Annotated in this window: 24 protein-coding genes and 1 tRNA gene; 20 read left to right on the forward strand and 5 right to left on the reverse strand. The window is 34.7% G+C overall.

The features are described 5' to 3' along the window. Positions 1-89: 89 nt before the first annotated feature. From PFY10_00515 to PFY10_00545, 7 genes are all read left to right on the forward strand, one after another. Entirely contained in the window at positions 90-866 is a 777-nt protein-coding gene (locus PFY10_00515; protein ID WBV56922.1) for an isocitrate lyase/phosphoenolpyruvate mutase family protein, read from the forward strand. Then, on the forward strand, positions 866-1,909 hold the full coding sequence (locus tag PFY10_00520) for a methylated-DNA--[protein]-cysteine S-methyltransferase (protein WBV56923.1): 1,044 nt from the start codon (positions 866-868) through the stop codon (positions 1,907-1,909). The genes PFY10_00515 and PFY10_00520 overlap by 1 nt, the downstream gene beginning before the upstream one ends. Positions 1,910-1,957: 48 nt before the next feature. Then, the gene (locus PFY10_00525) at positions 1,958-2,491 is read left to right on the forward strand and encodes a Crp/Fnr family transcriptional regulator (GenBank protein ID WBV56924.1); all 534 of its coding nucleotides are present in this window, start codon (positions 1,958-1,960) and stop codon (positions 2,489-2,491) included. Positions 2,492-2,545: 54 nt separating this feature from the next. Then, complete coding sequence (locus PFY10_00530; GenBank protein WBV56925.1) at positions 2,546-3,100, forward strand: DinB family protein; 555 nt, start codon at positions 2,546-2,548, stop codon at positions 3,098-3,100. 78 nt (positions 3,101-3,178) lie between these two features. Further along, positions 3,179-3,784: a DUF2911 domain-containing protein gene (locus tag PFY10_00535; protein WBV56926.1), complete on the forward strand. Its 606-nt coding sequence runs from the start codon at positions 3,179-3,181 to the stop codon at positions 3,782-3,784. Positions 3,785-3,789: 5 nt separating this feature from the next. Further along, positions 3,790-4,320 carry a GNAT family N-acetyltransferase gene (locus PFY10_00540; protein ID WBV56927.1) on the forward strand — a complete coding sequence of 177 codons (531 nt, stop codon included), beginning with the start codon at positions 3,790-3,792 and terminating at the stop codon, positions 4,318-4,320. Then, on the forward strand, positions 4,317-4,676 hold the full coding sequence (locus PFY10_00545) for a cupin domain-containing protein (GenBank protein WBV56928.1): 360 nt from the start codon (positions 4,317-4,319) through the stop codon (positions 4,674-4,676). Before PFY10_00540 ends, PFY10_00545 begins: the two co-directional genes overlap by 4 nt. An 84-nt stretch (positions 4,677-4,760) precedes the next feature. Here PFY10_00545 and PFY10_00550 read toward each other — a convergent pair whose 3' ends face one another. The 3 genes from PFY10_00550 to PFY10_00560 form a co-directional block, all read right to left on the reverse strand. Continuing rightward, the gene (locus tag PFY10_00550; GenBank protein WBV56929.1) at positions 4,761-5,504 is read right to left on the reverse strand and encodes a dienelactone hydrolase family protein; all 744 of its coding nucleotides are present in this window, start codon (positions 5,502-5,504) and stop codon (positions 4,761-4,763) included. A 193-nt stretch (positions 5,505-5,697) separates the two neighbouring features. Then, on the reverse strand, positions 5,698-6,309 hold the full coding sequence (locus tag PFY10_00555) for an HAD family phosphatase (protein ID WBV56930.1): 612 nt from the start codon (positions 6,307-6,309) through the stop codon (positions 5,698-5,700). Positions 6,310-6,541: 232 nt separating this feature from the next. Beyond that, the gene (locus tag PFY10_00560) at positions 6,542-6,976 is read right to left on the reverse strand and encodes a type I restriction enzyme HsdR N-terminal domain-containing protein (GenBank protein ID WBV56931.1); all 435 of its coding nucleotides are present in this window, start codon (positions 6,974-6,976) and stop codon (positions 6,542-6,544) included. Between the two features lie 6 nt (positions 6,977-6,982). Between PFY10_00560 and holA the strand changes: the two genes are divergently transcribed. The 10 genes from holA to PFY10_00610 all read left to right on the forward strand — a co-directional run bounded on the left by holA (position 6,983) and on the right by PFY10_00610 (position 16,042). After that, the gene (holA, locus tag PFY10_00565) at positions 6,983-8,020 is read left to right on the forward strand and encodes a DNA polymerase III subunit delta (protein WBV56932.1); all 1,038 of its coding nucleotides are present in this window, start codon (positions 6,983-6,985) and stop codon (positions 8,018-8,020) included. A gap of 267 nt (positions 8,021-8,287) precedes the next feature. Beyond that, on the forward strand, positions 8,288-9,229 hold the full coding sequence (gene trxB, locus PFY10_00570; protein WBV56933.1) for a thioredoxin-disulfide reductase: 942 nt from the start codon (positions 8,288-8,290) through the stop codon (positions 9,227-9,229). A 226-nt stretch (positions 9,230-9,455) separates the two neighbouring features. Continuing rightward, a tRNA-Ser gene (locus tag PFY10_00575) sits at positions 9,456-9,540 on the forward strand. Between the two features lie 393 nt (positions 9,541-9,933). After that, a complete protein-coding gene (locus PFY10_00580) occupies positions 9,934-10,401 on the forward strand; it encodes a recombinase family protein (GenBank protein WBV58976.1) in 468 nt (155 codons plus the stop codon). 53 nt (positions 10,402-10,454) lie between these two features. After that, positions 10,455-12,350, forward strand: coding sequence for an SIR2 family protein (locus PFY10_00585; GenBank protein ID WBV56934.1), 1,896 nt, complete (start codon positions 10,455-10,457; stop codon positions 12,348-12,350). A gap of 63 nt (positions 12,351-12,413) precedes the next feature. Further along, positions 12,414-13,556, forward strand: coding sequence for a PIN domain-containing protein (locus PFY10_00590; GenBank protein WBV56935.1), 1,143 nt, complete (start codon positions 12,414-12,416; stop codon positions 13,554-13,556). 253 nt (positions 13,557-13,809) lie between these two features. Then, a complete protein-coding gene (locus tag PFY10_00595; protein WBV56936.1) occupies positions 13,810-14,373 on the forward strand; it encodes a hypothetical protein in 564 nt (187 codons plus the stop codon). Positions 14,374-14,440: 67 nt separating this feature from the next. Further along, complete coding sequence (locus tag PFY10_00600; GenBank protein ID WBV56937.1) at positions 14,441-14,842, forward strand: hypothetical protein; 402 nt, start codon at positions 14,441-14,443, stop codon at positions 14,840-14,842. Positions 14,843-14,858: 16 nt separating this feature from the next. Further along, positions 14,859-15,098 carry a hypothetical protein gene (locus tag PFY10_00605; GenBank protein WBV56938.1) on the forward strand — a complete coding sequence of 80 codons (240 nt, stop codon included), beginning with the start codon at positions 14,859-14,861 and terminating at the stop codon, positions 15,096-15,098. 296 nt (positions 15,099-15,394) lie between these two features. Then, complete coding sequence (locus PFY10_00610; protein WBV56939.1) at positions 15,395-16,042, forward strand: SMI1/KNR4 family protein; 648 nt, start codon at positions 15,395-15,397, stop codon at positions 16,040-16,042. A gap of 420 nt (positions 16,043-16,462) precedes the next feature. Here PFY10_00610 and PFY10_00615 read toward each other — a convergent pair whose 3' ends face one another. Further along, positions 16,463-17,959, reverse strand: coding sequence for a BspA family leucine-rich repeat surface protein (locus tag PFY10_00615; GenBank protein ID WBV56940.1), 1,497 nt, complete (start codon positions 17,957-17,959; stop codon positions 16,463-16,465). 439 nt (positions 17,960-18,398) lie between these two features. Here PFY10_00615 and PFY10_00620 point away from each other — a divergent pair, with 439 nt between their 5' ends. From PFY10_00620 to PFY10_00630, 3 genes are all read left to right on the forward strand, one after another. Beyond that, complete coding sequence (locus PFY10_00620) at positions 18,399-19,001, forward strand: hypothetical protein (GenBank protein WBV56941.1); 603 nt, start codon at positions 18,399-18,401, stop codon at positions 18,999-19,001. A 168-nt stretch (positions 19,002-19,169) separates the two neighbouring features. Further along, complete coding sequence (locus PFY10_00625; protein ID WBV56942.1) at positions 19,170-19,634, forward strand: hypothetical protein; 465 nt, start codon at positions 19,170-19,172, stop codon at positions 19,632-19,634. Positions 19,635-19,929: 295 nt separating this feature from the next. Next, a complete protein-coding gene (locus PFY10_00630; GenBank protein WBV56943.1) occupies positions 19,930-21,729 on the forward strand; it encodes a hypothetical protein in 1,800 nt (599 codons plus the stop codon). 78 nt (positions 21,730-21,807) lie between these two features. Here PFY10_00630 and PFY10_00635 read toward each other — a convergent pair whose 3' ends face one another. Continuing rightward, positions 21,808-22,191: a hypothetical protein gene (locus tag PFY10_00635; protein WBV56944.1), complete on the reverse strand. Its 384-nt coding sequence runs from the start codon at positions 22,189-22,191 to the stop codon at positions 21,808-21,810. Between the last annotated feature and the right edge of the window lie 4 nt (positions 22,192-22,195).

The following is a 22,195-nucleotide window of genomic DNA, read 5'->3' on the forward strand; positions in this document are numbered from 1 at the left end:
TTTTTGAAATATAAAAGAATAAAAATACTTGTTCATTTTTCGGTTGCAAAATATACCCCACAGTACTTAATTTTATAAAAAAAAGCGAAATGACAAATATTCAAATTTTCAGAGATCTGCATCATGGTAATGAACCTTTATTGGTGGGAAATGTATGGAATGTACAAAGCGCGAAAGTATACGAAAAGCTGGGCTATAAAGCTTTAGCCACTTCAAGCTCTGCGGTAGCCCATAGTTTGGGGTACGAGGATGGAGAAGAGATGAGTTTTGATGAGTATTTCTATATGGCTGAAAGGATACTGAAATCTGTTCATATTCCTGTATCTGTGGACCTGGAATCGGGTTATGGAAATACAACCGATGAGATCGTTTCCAATATTTCCAAACTGTCGGCTGCCGGAGCTGTAGGGATTAATATTGAAGACAGTATCGTGGTGGACGGAAAAAGGAGATTACTATCACAGGATGAGATTTATGAGAAATTCCGACCTGTTATTTCAAAACTGAAAGACAATGCTGTTGAAATTTTCATCAATTTCCGCACAGATCCCTTTTTGATGGGAATTGAAAATCCTGTTGAAGAAACTTTGCAAAGAATCCGGATCTTTGAAGAACTGGGAGTGGATGGGATATTTGTACCGTGTATTACCGATGAAGAGGATATCAAAACCATTGTGAACTCCACGGAGACTCCTATTAATGTTATGTGTATGCCGGAATTACCCGATTTTGAAACTTTAAAAACGCTTAATGTTAAAAGAATTTCCTCCGGTAGTTTTTTAAATGGATACATTTATGATCGTTTGGAAGATGTGGGCCGCGAGGTTGTTGCAAAACAAAGCTTTTCATCTATTTTTATATCATAATGAGGCTTACAGAAGACAGAATGTATCAGGCTTCCCTGGAAAAGGATTCCACATTTGAAGGAACGTACTGGATGGCCGTAAAAACGACCGGAATATTCTGCCGTCCCACCTGCACTGCCAGAAAGCCCAAAAGAGAAAATGTGGAGTTTTTTTTAGACACGAAAGACGCTATCGCACATGGTTACAGAGCATGCAAAGTATGCAGGCCGCTAGAAAAACTCAATGAAACACCATCCTACATCCGGGAATTGCTGAATGAATTAATGGGTGATGAATCGGTGAAAATCAAGGACTCCGACTTAATCGCGAGAAATATAGAGCCTGTAACAGTTCGCCGTTGGTTTTTGAAAAATCACGGGATCACTTTTCATGCTTTTCAAAGGAAACTGAAGGTAAATAAGGCTTTCAAAAGGATTAAAAACGGGGAAAGTATTCTCGATGCCGCAATGGCCTCGGGTTATGAAAGTCTGAGTGGTTTTAATGAACGCTTTAAAAATATAGTAGGAGTCTCCCCAAAACATACAGGAAGGCAGAAGATTATTGACCTTAAAAGGATTGAAACACCTTTAGGAACCATGTTTGCCTGTGCTGTTGATGAAGGAATCTGTCTTCTTGAATTTACAGACCGGAAAAATATGGACCGGCAGTTTGCTTCGTTGTCAAAATTCCTCAATGCAGAAATCGTTCAGGGAGAAAACAAACATTTCCAGCAGCTCGAAAGAGAATTACAGGAATATTTTGAGGGAAGGCGAAAGTCTTTTGATGTTCCGTTATACATAACGGGTACAGAGTTTCAGGAAAAAGTATGGCAGCTGCTACGTGAAATTCCAATAGGAGAGACCAGGACCTATAAGCAGCAATCTGAGGTTTTAGGAAATCCAAAGGCTATACGTGCTGTAGGAACCGCCAACGGGATTAATAAAATAGCTATATTGGTTCCTTGTCATAGGGTGATCGGGTCTAATGGTGATCTGGTAGGCTATGCCGGTGGCATCTGGAGAAAACAAAAATTACTGGAGCTGGAAAAAGCGATCTTATTCTGATTTTTTATTTAAATTTATAGAACACATCATAACAAATATCCGGAATTTATGAGTTCTGTAAATACCATCCAAACAATGATCGATGCCGGTTTATTTCAGGCTCAGAAAACCATTCAGCGATACCAGTTTTTAAAAGTAAAAGGAGAGACTGATACCCATATTTACTTTGTTCAAGAAGGAAGTGTAAGGATTTTTATCATGGATGAGGATGAAGAACGGATCGTCAGGTTCGGATATAAGGGGAACATTATTGTTTCACTTGATTCTTTTTTATCGGAAAAACCCTCTGATTTTTACATCCAGGCTATAAAAAGGACTACAGTAAAAATAGCCTCCAAGAATAATTTTTATGAGTTGATCCGGTCGGATGATCAGCATCTGAATTGGTGGACCCATGTTCTGGAAGATCTCGTTCTGCAACAGATTGAAAGGGAAAAAGATCTCCTGATCTATTCTCCCCGTGAGCGTTTTGAAAGGGTTTTGAAAAGAAGTCCGAAGCTGTTTCAGGAGATTCCCAATAAATATATTGCCAATTATCTGCGCATGAGCCCCGAAACATTATCGAGGCTAAAGAAATCTTGAGTTCAATCAAGATTTCAGAATGGATTAATCCTGAAATTTGTAGAAAAAGGATCAATGAAAATTCTTACCGCTCAATTATTATCAGAATTAAAGGAAATTACGCAAAATAACACCCGGTACGTAGAAACTCTTCTCAATAGAACGGATCAGGAACTCAATTACAGAACCTCTGAAAACTCCTGGACTGTACTGGAATGTATAGCGCACCTTAACCGGTATGGTCAATTTTATATTCCGGAAATCCAACGTAGGATATTATCCTCAAAATTTCCATCCAAAGTTACTTTTTTACCTGGAATTTTAGGGGACTACTTCGCAAAGTCAATGCTTCCAAAAGAGAAGCTTAATCCAATGAAAACATTCAAAACAATGAATCCCATTCACAGTAAATTGGATAAGAACGTGTTAAAGGATTTTATTGAACAACAGCATCAATTACTCGGACTGCTTGAGAAAGCTAAAGATATTAACCTTGAAAAGACCAGAACGAGCATCAGTATTTCAAAGCTTATTAAACTGAAGCTGGGAGACACTTTACGTTTTGTGATCTACCATCATTTGAGGCATATCGAGCAGGCAAAAAAAGTATTGGAAAGTCTTAAAAATTAATAGTGCGAAAGCAAAAATTATTAAGAATGGGGAGGGCTGTTTTATTTTGATTTCGTAATTTTAGGCAAAAATTTACACGTGAAGAAATTACTATTCGCAGTTTGCCTGTCTGCTTCAGCTTTAAGTTTTGCACAGGATTATTCTGTACCGGCAGCAAGTCCACGTCAGAGAGTGGAACAACAATTTTCGATGTCTAAGATTACGATCGATTATGGAAGACCCGGAGTGAAAGGCCGTAAAATTTTCGGTGAATTGGTTCCTTATGGACAGGTGTGGAGAGCAGGAGCAAACTCTTCGACAAAAATTACTTTCGGACAGTCCGTTAACTTTGGAGGAAAAACAGTTCCTGCAGGAACTTATGGACTATTCATTATTCCAACAGAAAAAGAATGGAAAGTTATTTTAAATAAAGATTTCCAGCAGTGGGGCGCGTACACCTATGATCCAAAGCAGGATGTTGTAGACGTTACCGTACCCGTAAATAAATTAGCAGATAAGCAGGAATGGTTTGAAATTACATTAAACCCTACCGATGAAAATTCCGGAAATTTGGTTATTAAGTGGGATATGGCTCAGGCAGAAGTTGCTTTGAAGCCGGCAAAATTAGATGCGGTGATCAAAATTTCTGATAAGTTGAAAGAAATCAAGAAAATAGAAACCGACGCAGCTAAAACCAAAAGCTAAGACGTATGAATTTCTCTGTTCAACCTATTTTAGAAAATGATGAACTTCAATTAATCCCCTTGGTACAAGGGGATTTTGAATCTGTATACGAGGTGGCTTCAGATCCTAAGGTCTGGGAACAACACCCGAACAAAGACCGTTACAAGAGAGACGTTTTTGAAAGCTTTTTTCAGGGAGCGATGGAAAGTAAAGGTGCTTTTAAAATTATTGATAAAGCATCGGGAGACGTATTGGGAAGCACCCGTTATTATAATTACGACGAAGATGACAGCAGCATCTTTATCGGGTATACGTTTTATGGAACAAAATCCTGGGGAAAAGGCATCAATCCCAAAGTGAAAAAACTAATGCTGGATTACATTTTTCAGTTCGTGGATAAAGTTCATTTCCATGTAGGAAAAGAAAATCTCCGCTCCCAGATTGCTATGGAACGATTGGGAGGTATAAAAACAGGAGAAGAAGAGGTTGCTTATTTTGCAGAACCTACCCGGACCAACTTTGTGTACGAAATCAAAAAAGAAAGCTGGCTGAAATGAAAAAATACAAAATTCAGAAATCCCCTTTTATCGTTCCCACTACAGATGGGAAACTCATTGAGGAACATTGGGGAAATTCTACGAACAATTCAGATATATCAATTGCTCATATGGTAGCACCTCCCGGTTGGAGCGAACCTCACCAGACTCCTCAGTTTGATGAATTTACCATTATTGTTTCCGGAAAAAAGCAGTTTGAAATTGACGGTGAAACGGTCATCCTTGAAAAGGGGCAAAGCATTCTTGTGGAAAAGGGAGCCAGAGTACGTTACAGTAATCCTTTTACTGAGCCCTGTGAATACATTGCGATCTGTCTTCCTGCCTTTTCCATGGAACTGGTGAACAGGGAAGAGTAGCCATTAATAAGAAACCGGACAGTATATTGATCTGGCAATATAAGGTTGTTGTATCGCCAGATCAATACATTGTCCATATAAAAGTTACTTCAGAATTTCTTTCAAAAACATCAGGGTATGGTTCCATGCTCTCTTAGCCATCACTTCATTGTAATCAGGAGATTTTGGATCAGTAAACGTATGCTTTGAATGAGCATAGGTGATGATCTGCCAGTCAGCAGCCCCGTCGTTCATTTCTTTCACCAGGTTATCATAATCCTGTTGGGTAACTCCTTTATCGTCTGCCGGATTTTCAATCAGCATTTTCGTTGAGATCGGACCGTTCTTTCTTGTCTGGTCCTTACCAATGCTTCCATGAATCGATACAACACCGGCTACAGGCATATTGGCCCTGGCAACTTCCAAAGCGCCGGTTCCACCGAAACAATAGCCGATCACAGCTACTTTCCCAGTGGATGCACCGCTCTTTTTAAGCTGTTCTAACGCCAATGAAATCCGTTTTTGATATTCCGTATAATTTTGTTTGTAATGTCCCGCTGCTTTTCCGGCTGCGTCATTATCGGCAGGAATATTCCCTTCACCATAAATATCAGCAATAAACGCAATATAACCTTGTTTTTCAAGCTCTACAGCAGCTGTTTTGGCTTCGTCATCAATTCCTTTCCAGGCGGGTAAAATCAGTACTCCCGGAAGCTTTTTTCCGGCATTGGATGTTACAAGGCCATTGAGCTTCTGTGAGCCGTCCTGATAAGAAACGGGTTTTAAGTTTTGACTGAATAATGCTCCCGATGTCATAAAAAGGATGGTTAATAAGATGGAACGTATCATATTTTGTTATTTTAATTACACTAATTATTCTTTAATAGCTGAAGGAATATGGATGAGATACGATCTTGAAACTGCATGTAAAGAGAGGGGATTTCTCCTCAATAAAGTAACAAAAATGTATCAAAATCCTCATCTAAGTTAATAAAAATAACTTATTAGAAGAACCATTAAAACATTGTTAAGCCGTTATTTATTAGAATTTCAATCCCAAACCGATCAGTTCTTTTTCCAGATCTGTTGTAGGATATACCTGTATGGTATGAAAACCTAAAGATTCTGCCATTTCAATATTCTTTGGATTGTCATCTATAAAAACAGATTCATGAGCATGGATATCGTAACGTTCCAGTAGGAGATGCCATATTTTGGGATCCGGTTTTATCAGTTTTTCGGTTCCTGAAACCACAATTTTTCCATCAAAAAGCTGAAAGAAATCATAATTTTCAAGAGCATAAGGAAATGTTTCTTCAGACCAGTTGGTGAGTCCGTAAAGATGATAATTGGTTTTGCTGAGTTTTCTTAAAACCTCCACATTCTGCGGGATATCACTTTTCAGCATAACGTGCCAGTTGTCATAATAGGCTCTAAGCTCTCTTTCCCAATCCGGAAATTTCTGAACCTGAATGTTGGTTCCTTCCATAAGGCTTCTTCCCCGGTCCTGTTCCTCATTCCATTCCGACTGTGCGATGTGGGTAAGGAAATATTCCATTTTATCATCGTCATTGAAATAGTCTCTGAAAAAATATCTTGGGTTCCAATCCATTAAAACGCCCCCGAAATCGAATATAATATTCCTGATGTTCATAGTAATACGCTCAATATTTACTAACCGCACAATAGCTTTATCATCTGAATTTTACATTCAACTGAATCTCTTAAGTGCTTTGTTATTTAATGATTTACAATTTTTGTAGCTTAAATGTAGGGAGATTTATACTCTTATGAACTATAGACTGTGTTTAAAAATTGTGAACTATTAGTTAACGGGAAGATTCATATACAATCGATTGCTGATGTGTTGAATGGCAAATGGAATTTTAATGATCCGCTTTATAAAACTGATACTGCTCATTCTCAAAATAAGCATTGATATGCTGAAGGCCGTTGGTAAGGACAATTTCTTTAGCTCCGATGATCGAATTATATCTTGCCGTTTGTTCAAAAGTTTTTTCCGTCAGTTTAATATGGGGAGCTTTGCATTCCACCAAAACAATAGGCTTGGCTTTTTCTGTGATCAGCAGGTCAACTCTTTTTGTGAGACCGTTTAAAACGATCTTTTTTTCCGTAACCAAAGCAGATACGGAGTAGGATTTTACAGTAAGATAATAATGTATCCAATGTTGTCTTACCCATTCTTCAGGGGTAAGCAAAAGGTAAGTTTTACGAACCAAGTCATAAATAAAAAACTTATCTTTGTCTTTCTTGAATTTAAAATCAAAAGTTTCCTGAAAATTCAGTTTTGGAAGTTCCATTAAAAGATGAAAGAATTAGATTTAATCCTCAAAAATATTAAAAATAAAGAAGTTTTACCGATTTATTTTTTCCACGGAGATGAACCTTATTTTATTGATGTTGCCGTAAAGGCTCTTGAACACGACTTTCTGGAAGAGGATGAAAAAGCTTTCAACCAGACCGTGAGCTATGGGAAAGATACTACCTATCAGGAAGTTCTTTCGCTGGCAAGACAATTTCCTATGATGGGGGACAAGCAGGTGATCATTGTAAAAGAAGCGCAGGATCTCAGGCTGAATGAAGAGGAAAGCAGAATCCTGGAAGCTTATGTTGAAAACCCTGTACCTTCCACCGTTCTTGTTTTTGCCCACAAGCATAAAAAGCTGGACAGCCGGAAAAAAGTAACAAAAGCATTGGACAAGGCAAAGGCTCTTTTCCTGAGCGAATCGATCCGGGAGAATAATCTTCCTAAATGGATTGCTGATGAATGCATCAAACTGAACATTAAGACAGCACCTAATATTTCCCATCTTTTAGCGGAATATCTTGGAAATGATCTTTCACGGATCGCCAATGAGCTTGGAAAATTAAAGATCATTCTAAAGGAAGGAGAAGTTCTGGACGGAACGATCGTTGAAAACCACATCGGGATCAGTAAAGAATTCAATGTTTTTGAACTTCAGAAGGCTTTAGGAACAAAGAATTCCAATGCAGCATTTAAAATTGCCCATTTTATGGGAAAGAATCCCAAGAATAATCCTTTTGTGATGATGCTGGCCAGTTTGTACAATTACTTTTCAAATGTAATTATTTACCAGACGATGGCAGGGCAGCCACCACAGGTTATCGCCTCTCAGATGGGAATTAACCCGTATTTTATCAAAGATTATGCGGAGACAGCCAGGCTATATCCTCTGAAACATGCCACAAGGGTCATTTCTATTTTAAGGGAATTCGATATGAAAGGAAAGGGGCTTGGTGCCGTGAATATGAGCGAAGCAGAATTGATCAAGGAACTGGTATATAAGATTATTAATGTGGATAAGTTTAAGATGAAGGTGTAGGTTGGTTGAGAGTTGAGAGTTACGGGGGTAAGATTTTTATAGAGCGTTGAGAAGTCGGAGATTGCTTATGTTGACATATAAAGCGATTTCGCGATTAAGCAATTTTGAAACTCTGATGAACCCGAAACCAGCGTCTCATAATCCATACCACATCCATCGACAATCGACATATTGATTATTGACAAGTATCATTAAAATTCCTTTAATAAAACATTAAAAATTACGAAATTAGCGAACTTTAATTTTAATCTTTTTGAAAAGTAAATTATGGAGCAAAACATTTTAGATTGTGTAATAGTTGGATCAGGGCCATCTGGGTTCACAGCGGCAATTTATGCAGCAAGAGCAGATCTTAAACCTGAATTGTTCACAGGTTTGGAACCGGGCGGACAATTAACAACAACAACGGAGGTTGATAACTTTCCCGGATATCCTGCAGGTATTACAGGTCCTGAAATGATGATGGATTTGCAGAAACAGGCAGAAAGATTTGACACCAAAGTTCATTATGAAATGATCACAAAGGCTGAATTTTCTAAGGAAGTGGGTGGTGTTCATAAATTGTATGCGGGAAACAAAGAAATCCTGGCAAGAACAGTAATTATCTCTACAGGAGCTACTGCAAAATATCTGGGGCTGGATGATGAGAAAAAATATAATGGAGGAGGAGTATCTGCCTGTGCAACCTGTGATGGATTTTTCTACAGAGGAAAAGACGTAGTGGTAGTAGGAGCGGGTGATACAGCTGCTGAGGAAGCTACTTATCTGGCAAAATTGGTGAATAAAGTAACCATGTTGGTAAGAAAGGATGAGTTCAGAGCTTCAAAAGCAATGGTTCACAGAGTTCAGAATACACCGAATATTGAAGTGAAGTTTCATCATGAATTAATCGGGATCGAAGGGGAGAATAACCTGGTAGAAAGAGCTGTGGTGATCAATAACCAGACTCAGGAAAAATCTACCGTGGATGTGCACGGGATCTTTATTGCCATCGGTCACAAACCTAATACAGATATTTTTGCCGGACAAATTGATCTGGATGAAAACGGGTATATTCAAACGGAGAAAGGATCAACAAGAACCAATCTTCCTGGTGTTTTTGCAGCAGGAGATGTTCAGGATCATATCTACAGACAAGCCATTACAGCTGCGGGAAGCGGATGTATGGCAGCCATGGATGCTGAAAAGTATCTTGCTGAACTGCATTAATACTTGAATCAATACATCATATCATAAACGCATCATGAATTGGTGCGTTTATTTTTTATCCTGTTTGTTGATCAATAAACACAGAAAGACAATCCCAGGAAATTAATCCGATTGATTTCTAGCTGATTATTTTATTTTGTTAAAATTTATCAGGGAATTATTTTGTCAGAATTAAAAAACGTTCTATATTTGCACCACTGAAAACGAAGGCATAGCCGGAGTTCAGGGAGAGTTGGCAGAGTGGTCGATTGCGGCAGTCTTGAAAACTGTTGACTGTAACAGGTCCGGGGGTTCGAATCCCTCACTCTCCGCAAAATGCGAAAACGGAAGTTTTCAATTGGCATTAAAAAATAGGTAAATCCTGCAAATCTTTGATTTGTGGGATTTTTTGTTTTTGGAAATTGCTGTATTTTAAGTTTCTAGGAATTACTCTCAATATTTGAATAGGTTTCTTGATGCCTTTAAACCGTAACATTTTTGGAAATATGGTCGGTTTCCTGTACATCTGTTAATATCTCGCTAGCATATCTATTTTGTTCTGTTTTTAGTTCATTTTCGTTGTACACGAAAACAAATTACAGTATATTTGAGATAAATGAGTAAAGTGAACTTATGTTAATTGGTTATGCAAGAGTAAGCAAGTTTGACAGAATCTTGATTTACAAACTGATGCTTTAAAGAGTTTAGGAATTGAAAAAATTTTTATTGACAAGGTTAGTGGTGTTAAATCAGAAAAGGCGCAACTTAACGATTTATTAAATTTCGTACGAAAAGGGGATACATTAACCGTGTGGAGATTAGACAGGATCGGGAGGACTACAGTTGGGCTAATTCAGTTTGTGACAGAACTGAACGAAAAAGGAATCCATTTTAAATCTATTTCGGAAAACATTGATACAAGTTCAGCAAGTGGAAAATTAATTTTCCAGATTTTCTGTGTTTTAGCTAAACACGAAAGAAATGTTTTGATTGAAAGAAAAAATGCTGGATTGCAGTCTGCGAGAGCAAGAGGTAAAAACGGAGGAAGACCAAAGGGTATGACTGAAAAATATAAAAAGATTGCTCCTTTAGTAAAGAGCTCTTATGAAAGTAAGAATGTTCCAATTGAGGAAATTATGAAAGCTTTTAATATTGGAAGTAAAGCAACTTTTTATAAAATAGTTAAAAGTTAGTATAGTAAGATCAAATAATCAATAATATAATATTTAGTGCAAAATAACTACTAATGCAGAAAACACCAAATTTAGAGAGGTTATTGGAATTAATTAGCAGAGAAGATGTGATTCTTTTTGCTGGAGCAGGTTTATCAAAATATGCCGGATATCCTATGGGAGCTCAACTTCAAAGTATTTTTTACAATAGTTTATCAGCTAGTGCAAGAGAATATATTGAACCGACACGTTCATTAGCAGATTTGACTGATGATATTTTTCACTTATATCAAAGCAATAATCAAGTTATAAAAATATTGAAAGATAATTATACAAAGCTGCCAGTGTCTACTTTTGTCCACGATATAATTTCATCAATTCCTCATTTTAAGACAATTATAACAACAAATTACGACGGACTTTTTGAAGGTGCTTACAAGGAAAATGGTGAAGTCTTATATAATAATAGTCATATTAGTTTAGCTGATCCTAAAAAAACACATATATATAAAATTCATGGACACTTAGCTGACAGTAATTCAATAATCATTAGAAAAACAGATTATACGAATTTCTTTAACCCTAATAGTCAAAATTCCATTTTTTGGAATGCGGTAAAAGATAAAATGGCATCAAACTGTATCCTATTTATAGGTTACTCTTTAGAAGATGCCAATATCGATTTTATTTTTACTGATATTTTAAAACAACTTGGTGACAATAAAAAAGAGGTATTTTTTATTGCTCCTTCGTTAACACAACCTAAAAAAAATAAGCTAAGTAGCTACGGTATAAATTTTATTGAGGGAACTGGAGAAGAATTATTTCCTTTAATTTTTGAACATATAAATGAGAATATACTTTTAGACCTAAAAAGTAATAAAGTTTCAACTGATAGTACATACAAATTTACTAAAAAGCTAGGATATAATGTAACAGTAGGCACCAATACGGCCTCGAATTTTTTTATTGAAAAAATAGAAAAAGTTGATGGTGTCTTAAAACAGAAAATACATTTTACAACTAAAAATAACAAAGACTTTATTAGTAAATTAAAAAGTTTTATGGAAGGGAATACCACAGAAAAAAGTTTCAGAATTCCTAAAACTGAATTATCTGATTTTGTCATGCATGTAGATAATTTCAAACTTCAAGATTTATCAAACATGGAATTTTTATACATTATGAAACTTCCTTCGTATGAAGGTAAAATTGATATTATTTTTGAAGATGGCATGTCTGTAATAGATTTTAATGTAAAAGTATATAAAGATATAATAGAAGAGAAAGTTGTATTGTCCTTTGAAACAGATGTAGCCAAAGGGTCTATTGCATTTATGCCAAGAGCTAAGGGAGCTAATATAAATTATGAATCTGAAATAGTTGAAGTTATTAAAAATCCAAGAGTACTTTTGGAATATTATAAAGCTTTTGCTAAAATTATTGAAGGAGTTCGCTTTTCATTTTTGGTAAACGGAAAATCTGTGTTTACAAAAAAACTCATCGCAAATAAAATCCCAGAAGATTTAAAGTTCTATATTAACTATCTTGAAAAGTTATGCAAAGTTGAAACTTTGCACATGATAAGATTTAAGGACATAAGTAGAAACGACATTAACGAAAATAACTATCACACACTTGAATCTATAATAGCGAAGGCGGAAAATACTTTTGTTGAATTGCCACTACCACCACTAAGGGCTGTTCTTGATGAAAGTTTTGATAAAGGATTTTTAAATATTAATAAAGAAGAGCATATAATGTTTTTTGGAGCAAATACTGAAGTAAAAGTAAATGTGCATGATAAAGAATTTAATTTAGGTTATATGAGATCATATGTTTTTGATCCTTTTATATCAAACATGGAAGAAATCAAAAATAAAAAAGCAAAAGAAATTTTTATTACTAATAAATCAGGTAAGAGAAAAGTGGGATTCTATGATGTTTACGAAATTCCCAGAGATAATTGAATAATATTTTAATTTATATAAGCAATCTCAAAAAAAAATTGATAAAAAATAACCATAATGTAAATGAAAAAAAATAATAATGAGGATGTACCTCAAAAAATAGATGACAAATCAACTCAGACAGAAAGTGTAGAAAATGAAGTGGAAAAAGTTTCTGATTTTATTAACTCCCTTATATTTATAGATACAAATGTTTTTCTAGATTTTTATAGGATTAGAAATTCTGATGTTTCAATAAAATTATTAGATGAAATACTGAAACACAAAGACTCTATAATTATTACAACTCAAATAGAAATGGAGTTTAAAAAAAACAGACAAATTGTTTTTGGACAAACTTATACTGAACTAATTAAAACTAGAAATTTTTCATTGAGCTTGCCACATATCTTAACAGTTGAAGAAGAAGTTAAGGATTTTAATGAGACAAAAAAAAAATTAAACGATTACCAATCAAAGCTGGAGGACAAATTTGCAGCAATTTTGACAAATCCTTTGGAGCATGACCAAGTTTATAAAAAACTTGAAGAGATATTTGTTCATAAATCAGAATTTAATCTTAACCGCGATAATATAGCAAATACTGTTATAGCTGAAGCTGCCAGAAAACGATTTGATTTAGGATATCCCCCAAGAAAAGATAGCGATAACTCAATCGGTGATGCTATTAATTGGGAGTGGATAATACAGTGTGCTAAGACCTCGGGAAAATCTGTAATTATTATAACAAGAGATTCTGATTATGGATATATATTCAAACAGGAGCCACATTTAAATGACTGGTTGGCACAAGAGTTCAAAGATAGAGTTAACTCAGAAAATTCAATATTTTTAACTAATAAATTAACAAAAGCTTTTGAAATAGTCAAGATTGAAGTAACAAAAGAGATGGTCGAAGAAGAACAAAAAATCATTTCAAATAATGACGAATGGCAGTATCAAAGTGTAAGAGATAGGGAGTCTTCTTGGCAAACAAGCAAAAGATTAGGTGAGGAAATATACGGTTCTCAGAACAATCTTTTCAAAACTTGGGAATCTTTGGGAACAGTTCAAAAACCAAATATGGCTCAATTCCTTTCACCATCTTGGAAGACTGTGATGGAAGCTTCTCAACCGCAATCTTACATGAGGATGCTTAATAATATTAATTCATGGAATGATCAAAGTAAAAAGTGGCCATTTAATCCTACAAATTTGGGATTGTAGTTTAAAAACAATAATAAATATTTCCATAATATAAATTTTAAAATATATAAAAAAGTCTCACAAAACGATAAATAACCTTACTTTTCAAAAACTAATATTGCTCAAATAAATGGAATTGAAACATTACTCAACAACTACACCAGAGTTACTTGAAATTTATAAATCCTTATGTCGGAAAACAATGATTTCATTTAAATCAATCAATCACAATATGTATGTTGAGAACGACTGTAGAACTCATTTCTATAATTGTATGATCTCTGAAATTGAAACCGCAGTGCTTCTAGTTGATTTATTAGTTGAAAATTATCCAAACATCCCAGTTATCCAAACACTAAATTTTCGAACTGAAGAAGAAATGAATAATTTTTTAAATAATAAATTAAGCATCATTGCTAATAACATTAGAGAGAATCTATTTCACCGTATATATTTAAGATTTGAAAGCTTTGCGAGAATTATAGCAAAAGATCAAGGAAAAGAAGAATACTCACTACTCGAAACTCTTAAAAAATTAACTACACATTTAAATATTGATTCAAAGTATCAAGACTTTGCAACATTATTGATTTACACTAGAAACACAATTCACTTCGAGGGGTACCACACAAAAGCCAGTACTAATGTAGATTATAATGGTGTAGAATATCAATTTTTACAAGGCAAACCTCTAGCGTTTTTTAATATTAACTTTGTAGTCAACCTAATTGAAGAGATAGATCGTTTTGTATTAGCAATTATTAATTCCGATATAATTAGTAAGAAAGTTTTTATCGAGCACATTTCAACAGGAATAACCAATACCTTTATGGATTAGCGAAATAACTAATCTCAAAAAAAGATGCAAAACTTATCCAAGAAGTTAGAATATAAAATAAAAAGAGATGGCAATAAGTAAGAAAAATAAGAGCAAAGTTTCTGTTGATGGTAAGGAATATTTATGGTGGGTATTTGATGAGTACGATCAGACAGAGTTTGATGGGATACAAATTAAAGCTGTTAGCTCTGACCAAACTCATTTTATAAAATATGGATTGCAACAAAGCTTAAATAATAGCAAATTGGTGCTTGCATTGAAAAATTACACCAAATTGGTGCATCTTTCACTACCTCCAAAATTTGAAAATAACGAAGGAGTAATTACTAAAACAGGAATTAACAGAATGATAAAATGGTGTAAACAAGATGTTCATCATATTGAATATGCTTTGGATGGAAGTAGGAATGACCTGACTGAAGCAGAAAAACAATTATTGCTTAAAGAGCTACAAAAAATAATAAGGTAATCTCAAAAAAGATAAAATGATGGAGAATTTGACACTAGAAAACTTAGATAGATTTCATGATGCTGTCTACGATTCAACTAATATTAATTTACCCAAAGATAGTTTAGTCGTTGCATTTAATTTTTTGCCAACTGAAATTAAAAATATAGCCGAAGAATGGGGGTATAATGACACTGAATTTGGTAACAAAGTTTATGAATTTTTTAAAGTTCCGGAAAACAAAGAACAAATTCAAAACTTAATAGATCAATTATAATCTCAAAAAACGATTTAATGAGATAAGCGTTAATAATGTGCAAACTTTTTCTTCATATTCTGAATTTGGAACTCGCTGCGTACTGAATTAAGCTGAACTCATTACAGAATTATTAACAGGATCAAGAATCGGTATATCATCCACAAAGAAACATAAACAGTTGTTATTTGGGCAGATTTACTAATATTTCCGAAAGCTGAATCAATTACTTTAATAATAACGTAGGCTTTTTGCTTCGATTTCTTCCCTAACGCAAAGCCCAAAACATTAGCAGAAATATTAAACGCAAACTCTTCATGAAATCAAAATTAGAAAAAGTTAAACAAAATCTTCAAAAATTAATTGAACTAAACCCTAAAGGTAATTTCAAAATTGGAAGATGTTTAACTTTAAAAGAAATAGAACTTTTCGAAATCAACCATAAAATTAAGCTGCCAGAAGAATATATTGATTTTGTAACAAATGTAGGTTGTTTTGGTTTTGGGCCTAATGAAGGACTTCTTCCTTTAAATCAATATAATGATTTACGTCACCGTATTTTAGAAAATGATTTACAAAAAGAATTTCCATTTACAGAAAAAAAAGAAGATGATGAACTAAACCATTTTGAATATGATTCTTTGTTAAATGGAGTTATATTGATTTCTGATTGCGGATGTGGAGATTTTGAAATATTGATTGTTAATGGAGAAGAATATGGGAATGTTTGGGGTGATTATCGAGTATCATGTAATGGAATGATGCCGCTAACAAATATAAAAAATGAAAAATTATCTTTTTTAGATTGGTATAACCAATTTTTAGAGAAACAAATAGATTATTATAAAAAAAATGACCCAAAAAAAATTGAAAATATACTTACTGAAAAAGAGACAAATAGAAGATTAATTAAACCAAAGCACTCTTTCAGTTTAATGAATTTCTTTTCTAAAATATTCAAATAGCACTTCTGCTATCATTGTAATGGGAAAATACAGAATTGAAGTTTTAAATCATTGGTTTTATTTCTTGATGTACATAACCCAAAAGAATAAAATAGAATTCCATCATTTGGAAATTAAGAATTTATTTGTGGGGTGATCAGAATATTAAAAATGAAATGTAAATCTCAAAAAACGATGGAATGAAGAGAATTGTGATAGATTTTCTATAATTATTTTGAACACTTTTCTGGTAGTCTCTTTAGCTGCTTTCGCTGGCGCGCGGGTCACGCTCATTGCTCATCCACATCTTACAGATTTAAATCAACTTCGAAGGTTTCCTGATCGTCATTATAGTAATTCTTCTAACTTACACAAATATAATATTTAAAATGCTCCAAAGTACAATGACTTTGGAGCTGACTCTAATTGTTAACTAACCTACTATTGTTTGATTATCTTATTTAGAATCGTATCACCTTTTAAGAAATAGTCTCCCGACGGATATTCAGTAAGATCGATCGTGTTTTTCCCCTTTCTAAAGATTATATTTTTAATAAGATTACCGTTGATATCATATAAATGAACATTTTCGTCTGATGAGGATTCCACATTAATCACTCCTGTTGTTGGATTAGGATAAGCGGAGGTTTTAGTTTTTGGTGAAACTTCTCTTGTTGATAGAAAACAACCGGCAATATAGGAATCTCCGATAATATTAAAGCCTTTATTGATCAGCTGAGCTCTGGCCAGCATAGCCTGCGGTGTAGAATAAACAAGTCCTGTTGCATCTATAGTTCCGGATGTTATTGTTGAGTTCGCCCATGTAGGATTATTATTCAGAGCAATAAGAAACTTGCTGTAATTTGTACATGATAAGCCGGCATTTTTAAATCCGAAATAGATTGCATTCCAGCTGAAGTTTTGAAGCTTGATATTCCACGAAGAAATATCCTGGTCAAAATGGGAAGCACCCGAAAACATATTAAATCCGGCAATATAATCAACCTTACTTACATCCCAATTTCCAATGGGCTGATTGAATGATACTGCATTTTCAAACATATGCTCAAAATCTTTTACTTTACCTGTATTCCAGTTATTAAGAAGCTGATTAAATGCTTTCGCATTATAGAATGTATAACGGAAATTAGTAGCATTTTCCGTATTCCATGAATTTAATGGCTGATTAAAAGAAGTAGCATCCGAAAACATAGAAGAGAAGTCAGTTCCGGACATTGTATTCCAGGAAGAAATATCTTGATTGAAAGAAGAAGCAGAAGAAAACATGCCACTAAAATTGGTTACTTTTGCTGTATCCCAGTTTCCAATATTCTGATTAAACAGAGTAGCTCCGCTGAACATACCGCTCATATCCGTAATATTGTATGGATTCCAATAAGAAAATGAAGTGTGCCCTGTCAAAGATGAACAGTTTAGAAACATTTGTGACAAATTGTTTATATGTGTAAGGTCAGGAGTATCTGCTGCCGTTACATTAAGACTGGGACAGTTGGCGAATGCACTTTCGAATTGTTGAAGCCATGTAGTATTTCCCCACTGACTTACTTCTATGAGCTCCTGATTTCCCTCAGGAGGCATAATGCCGGTATTGGCCCTGAACCCATAAAATAATCCGTTACCGCCGGATACTTTCACTTCGTAGGTAGCCTGCAAAGGATCTGTATGTAATGAAGGTCCGAAATTTATGGTTATAGGATTGTTACTGTTAGAAGTGACAGAATTCATGATTCCGTTATGCTGAGGATATCCTACTTCTTCCCAATAAATGGTATAATCGGTTCCTGTGCCGCCAAACTTTATTGAATGATCAATAATGCCATTTGCATTTGGTTTCCAGAGCGTAGTAAATTCATTCTGCGCGTAGGAAATGAAAAAAGAAAGAAAAAAAATGATTATCAGTTGTTTTTTAAACATCATGTAAAAAAGTTGTTTTTAGGTTAAAATTTGGTTTAGTAAGACAATTAATTTCCCGGGATTCTTTATCTTATCTCTAATACAAAGGTACTTTTGTACAGCGACAGAACTCGTCGTATTAAAAATTATCATTTCTTTTTTTAGTTTTTTTGATGAAAATTATCCTGTAAAATATTGGCAATAACAGAACATTTTTAAATTGGAAAGAATGTGAAGAAATATGTATCCTAAGTCAATTGTATCACAGCAATATGAATCAGTTACTAAGCTTAGTAAAATTACCTGAAAAACAAAGTTCAAGATTATAAATCAGAACGAAGATTTATATTCAAGTATCTTGTTTTCAATTGTTTAAATTATTTAAAAATAATAAGTTCACATTTATCCTCCGGAACATTTTAAGCTTTTTCCCGGACTAATTTTGCTTCATAAATATTTTATTATGAAAGCACTCATGATTTTTACGGTGATGGTGTACAATTATTTTCAACCTTTCATGGCACCACCTATTAACAAAGAATTGAACTATTCCATCATTAAGGATAATAAAATGATTGGCAAGATCCATGTGGAGCGTTCTTTAAAAGATGATGTCACTGAATATCTTTTTGAATCCAGGGCGAAAGTAAAGCTTCTTTACAGTATTGAAGTTTACGACAAAATGGGGGTTACCTTTAAACAGAATATCCTTCAGCAAGCCAGACTTTACCGGACAATGAACGGAAAACTAAAGGTGAACAATACCGCTACCTGGAATGGAAGTTTTTATCATCTTTCGGATAAAGATGGAGCGAATGGCTCGCTGAAACAGTCAATTTTCAGTTCGACGGCAAGTTTGTATTTTAATGAACCGGGAAATATAAAATCTGTTTTTTCGGAGAAATTCCAAAAAATGATTCCTGTCCGGAAGATTACTTCGGGAAAGTACAGAATCGATCTGCCCAACGGAAACTCCACTACTTATACCTACAGTAATGGAATTTGTACTTTAGTGGAAGCCGATACGGATTTTGCAAACTTAAAATTTGTTCTTGATCATAACTGATAATCAGGAGTAACAAATGACCTGAACCCTTTCTCCTAAAGGCCGAAATCAATACATTTAAAAACATGGAAATATTATTGTTGACAGTGTTTTTTGTTTTGGTAATAATATCACAGGATCTTTCAAAAGAAAATACTGATTTTTGCGTTTATTTCTTAAATTTGACTCATGCGAAAGAATTTTTATTGTATCCTCCTATCATTTTCTCTTGTGAGTTGCTATACTTATCAGGTAAAAAAACAGGCCAATCCCAAAGCCGACAATAAGCAGGCATCTAAAATGAGCTCTGGTAATAATGCTCCTGCGCAAACGAAAAATCCAAACGCTGATTCCCAAAATCTGAATCTGCAACAAGTATCCGCTCCTGTGAATGTTCAGGAGAAGCTCTCACCTAATAAAAATGTGAGGATTGAAGCAGACGGCAAAACCTACAAAGTAATAGTGGACAGATGGGAAAGTGATAGTCTGGTTGCGCATCCGGTCCATAATCCTAAGAAAATTCTAAAATTTCATAAGAATCAGATTAATGCCGAAAGAATTGCTGAAAAAAGATTTTCGCAGCCCATAGCTGACATCATTACGGTAGCGGCCTATGCCGGTGCGGGGGTTCTCATCTGGTCGCTTTTGAATTAGTTTTCGACAAAAGTTTTTTGCGCTATTACGGTTCAACACCCCAGCATTTTGCTTGCTGTTTACTTTGGTTCAAAGCGCAATAAATTGCCAGTTGATCTATAACAAAGTAATGGGTTGATTTTAAATTTGTTGAGTTCAACTTCTACCAAAAGATGATTTTTTCATTTGCTATCTGCAGATGCATTCATCTTTCCTGGAGTGAAAGATGATATGATTTCAATAAAATTTAGTACTTTTTTAATTCTTATTGGCTTGTAAATTGATATTATCAAGCTTATTGAATTTTTGATGACTAATGACTAGATCTACTATATTTTTAATTTTGCTGTTTGGTGGTTTTTTCTTTTTAAATGCACAGGAAAAAAAAGATTCTCTTTATTACAAAATAGAAGAATTTTCGGATCATCATAAAGTGACCAAATTCTTTCACCGTCTCATATTCCGTAGAGAAGCGGATTCTACTTCTGTTAAGTCCAGAACTGAAAAGCTATCGCAGGAGAAATATAACAGGAAATACATCAGAAATATCCGTATAGAAACGATAGACCCCTTTGGATATGGTTCCAAGGATACCAAAGAGCAATCTAAATGGTACGACTGGATCACCAATCACCTTCATCCTAATACCAGGACTTCTACGGTTAATAATTACCTGCTTTTTCACGAGGGGGAAGAGTATAATGCGCAGAAACTCTATGAATCCGAACGTTTGTTGAGAAAGATGGCTTTCGTCAACAGGGTTCATATCGGTGTTGAGGAAAGTAATTCCAACAATGATTCTATTGATGTGGTGGTAAGGGTTCTCGACTCATGGAGTTTAAAACCCAGGCTAAGCTACTCGGGAAGTAAAATCGGCCTTGGAGTTACGGAAGAAAATGTTCTGGGATTAGGACATACCTTCGATTTCCTTTACCGAAACGATTCTAAAGAAAAGCAAAACTACCTTTTGGGAAGTTACACGGCCTATAACCTTTTCGGGTCCTATGTTGATGCACAGATTCTGGGGGAGAGGGATTTTTTTAAAAATGAAAGAATCAACTTCAATGTCAGGAGAGACTTTTTCTCACCGCTCACCAAATGGGCCGGTGGTGTTAGTCTGGAATATTTCATGAGGCATGTTTTACTTCCTGTAGAGAATGATACAACATATCCGGAAGTCCAGATCAAGGTATATAGCCAGGATGTATGGGGTGGATATCAGATTCCTGTTTCATCCGATCCGAATGAAAAAGTCTCCAGTAATATTGCCATAATCGGGAGGTTTCAAAACTATCAATATAAAGACAGCCCGGGAATCGACCGGTATCAGTATTTTAATTCTTACAGCAGTTTCCTGATGTCTATCGGGTTTATCCAAAGAAATTTTTCGGTTCAGAAAAATATTTTTCAATATGATTTGCCTGAAGATATTGCTTATGGTAAATCGTTGAATTTGACTGCCGGGGGATTGTCTAGAAATAACGACGTAAAACCATATGTGGGAGTTGCGGCATCTTATGGTAATTTTACCAGGCTGGGATATTTTAATTTAAAAGCTGAGTTTGGAAGGTTTTTTAATGAAGACAATCAAAATCGCGAGTCCTTCCGGTTGGATGGAACTTATTTTACCCATCTGATGGATTGGAAATTTGCCAAGGTGAGACATTTTTTCTCTCCGACCCTGGCTTTGGGAAATCCACAGCATAACTATTCGTACAAAGACAGAATTAATCTTTCGGCTTCAGATGAATTTCCGGTTTATAACTCGGATTATATCGGGACTAAGAAACTGGTTCTGAGATATCAGCTTCAATTGTTCGTTAATAAAACCTGGAAGAATTTTCACTTCAGCCCGTATTTAACCGCCGCAGTGGGCTGGCTGGGTATGCCTGATGACAAATTACTGAAAACAACAGCCAACACAAAAATAGGAATTGGTGTTCTGATCAATAATCCTTTTCTGGTTTTCAACAGGATCCAGATCTCTTTTACTTATTATCCGCGTGTTCCGTTTGATAATAATTCGGTTTTTGATTTTAACAGCAACCGAAATAATCTTTTACCAATCAATAACTTTTCGACCGATATTCCGCATTTTGTGAATTTTGGAAATTAAAGAACAGTTTTTTATACTTTCGTTTAAAGAGCCTTCCTGAGAAGGCTCTTTTTGTTTGAGATTATATCCCGAAATAGATCAAACTTCAGAACCTAATTTTTTTTCAGATGAATCACCTTCTAAAAGGAAAGTCAGTTCGTCACAATGGACTACTTTGTCATTTTTGAATTTGAATTCTGCAAAGACTTTGTGTTTTACTATCTCTTCATTCTGAAGAATACTAGTCACATAATGCTTTGTAATCACGCAATTTTCATCACTTATTATATTGTCAAACACTACCTTTTGCTCAACTACTTTTTCCTTTAATTTCCGGATATGATTTTTAAAAGAATTAAAATCCAGCGTTACGCCATCTACCTCCTGAATATAATCTTCACTGAAGTATTTGTTGATCAGGGATTCGTCATAATTTTTGTTTTCTATGACTTCTTTGAATACGGCTTGTATTAATTTTTCCATTGTT

The organism is Chryseobacterium daecheongense, from assembly GCA_027920525.1.
GTDB lineage: Bacteria > Bacteroidota > Bacteroidia > Flavobacteriales > Weeksellaceae > Chryseobacterium > Chryseobacterium proteolyticum.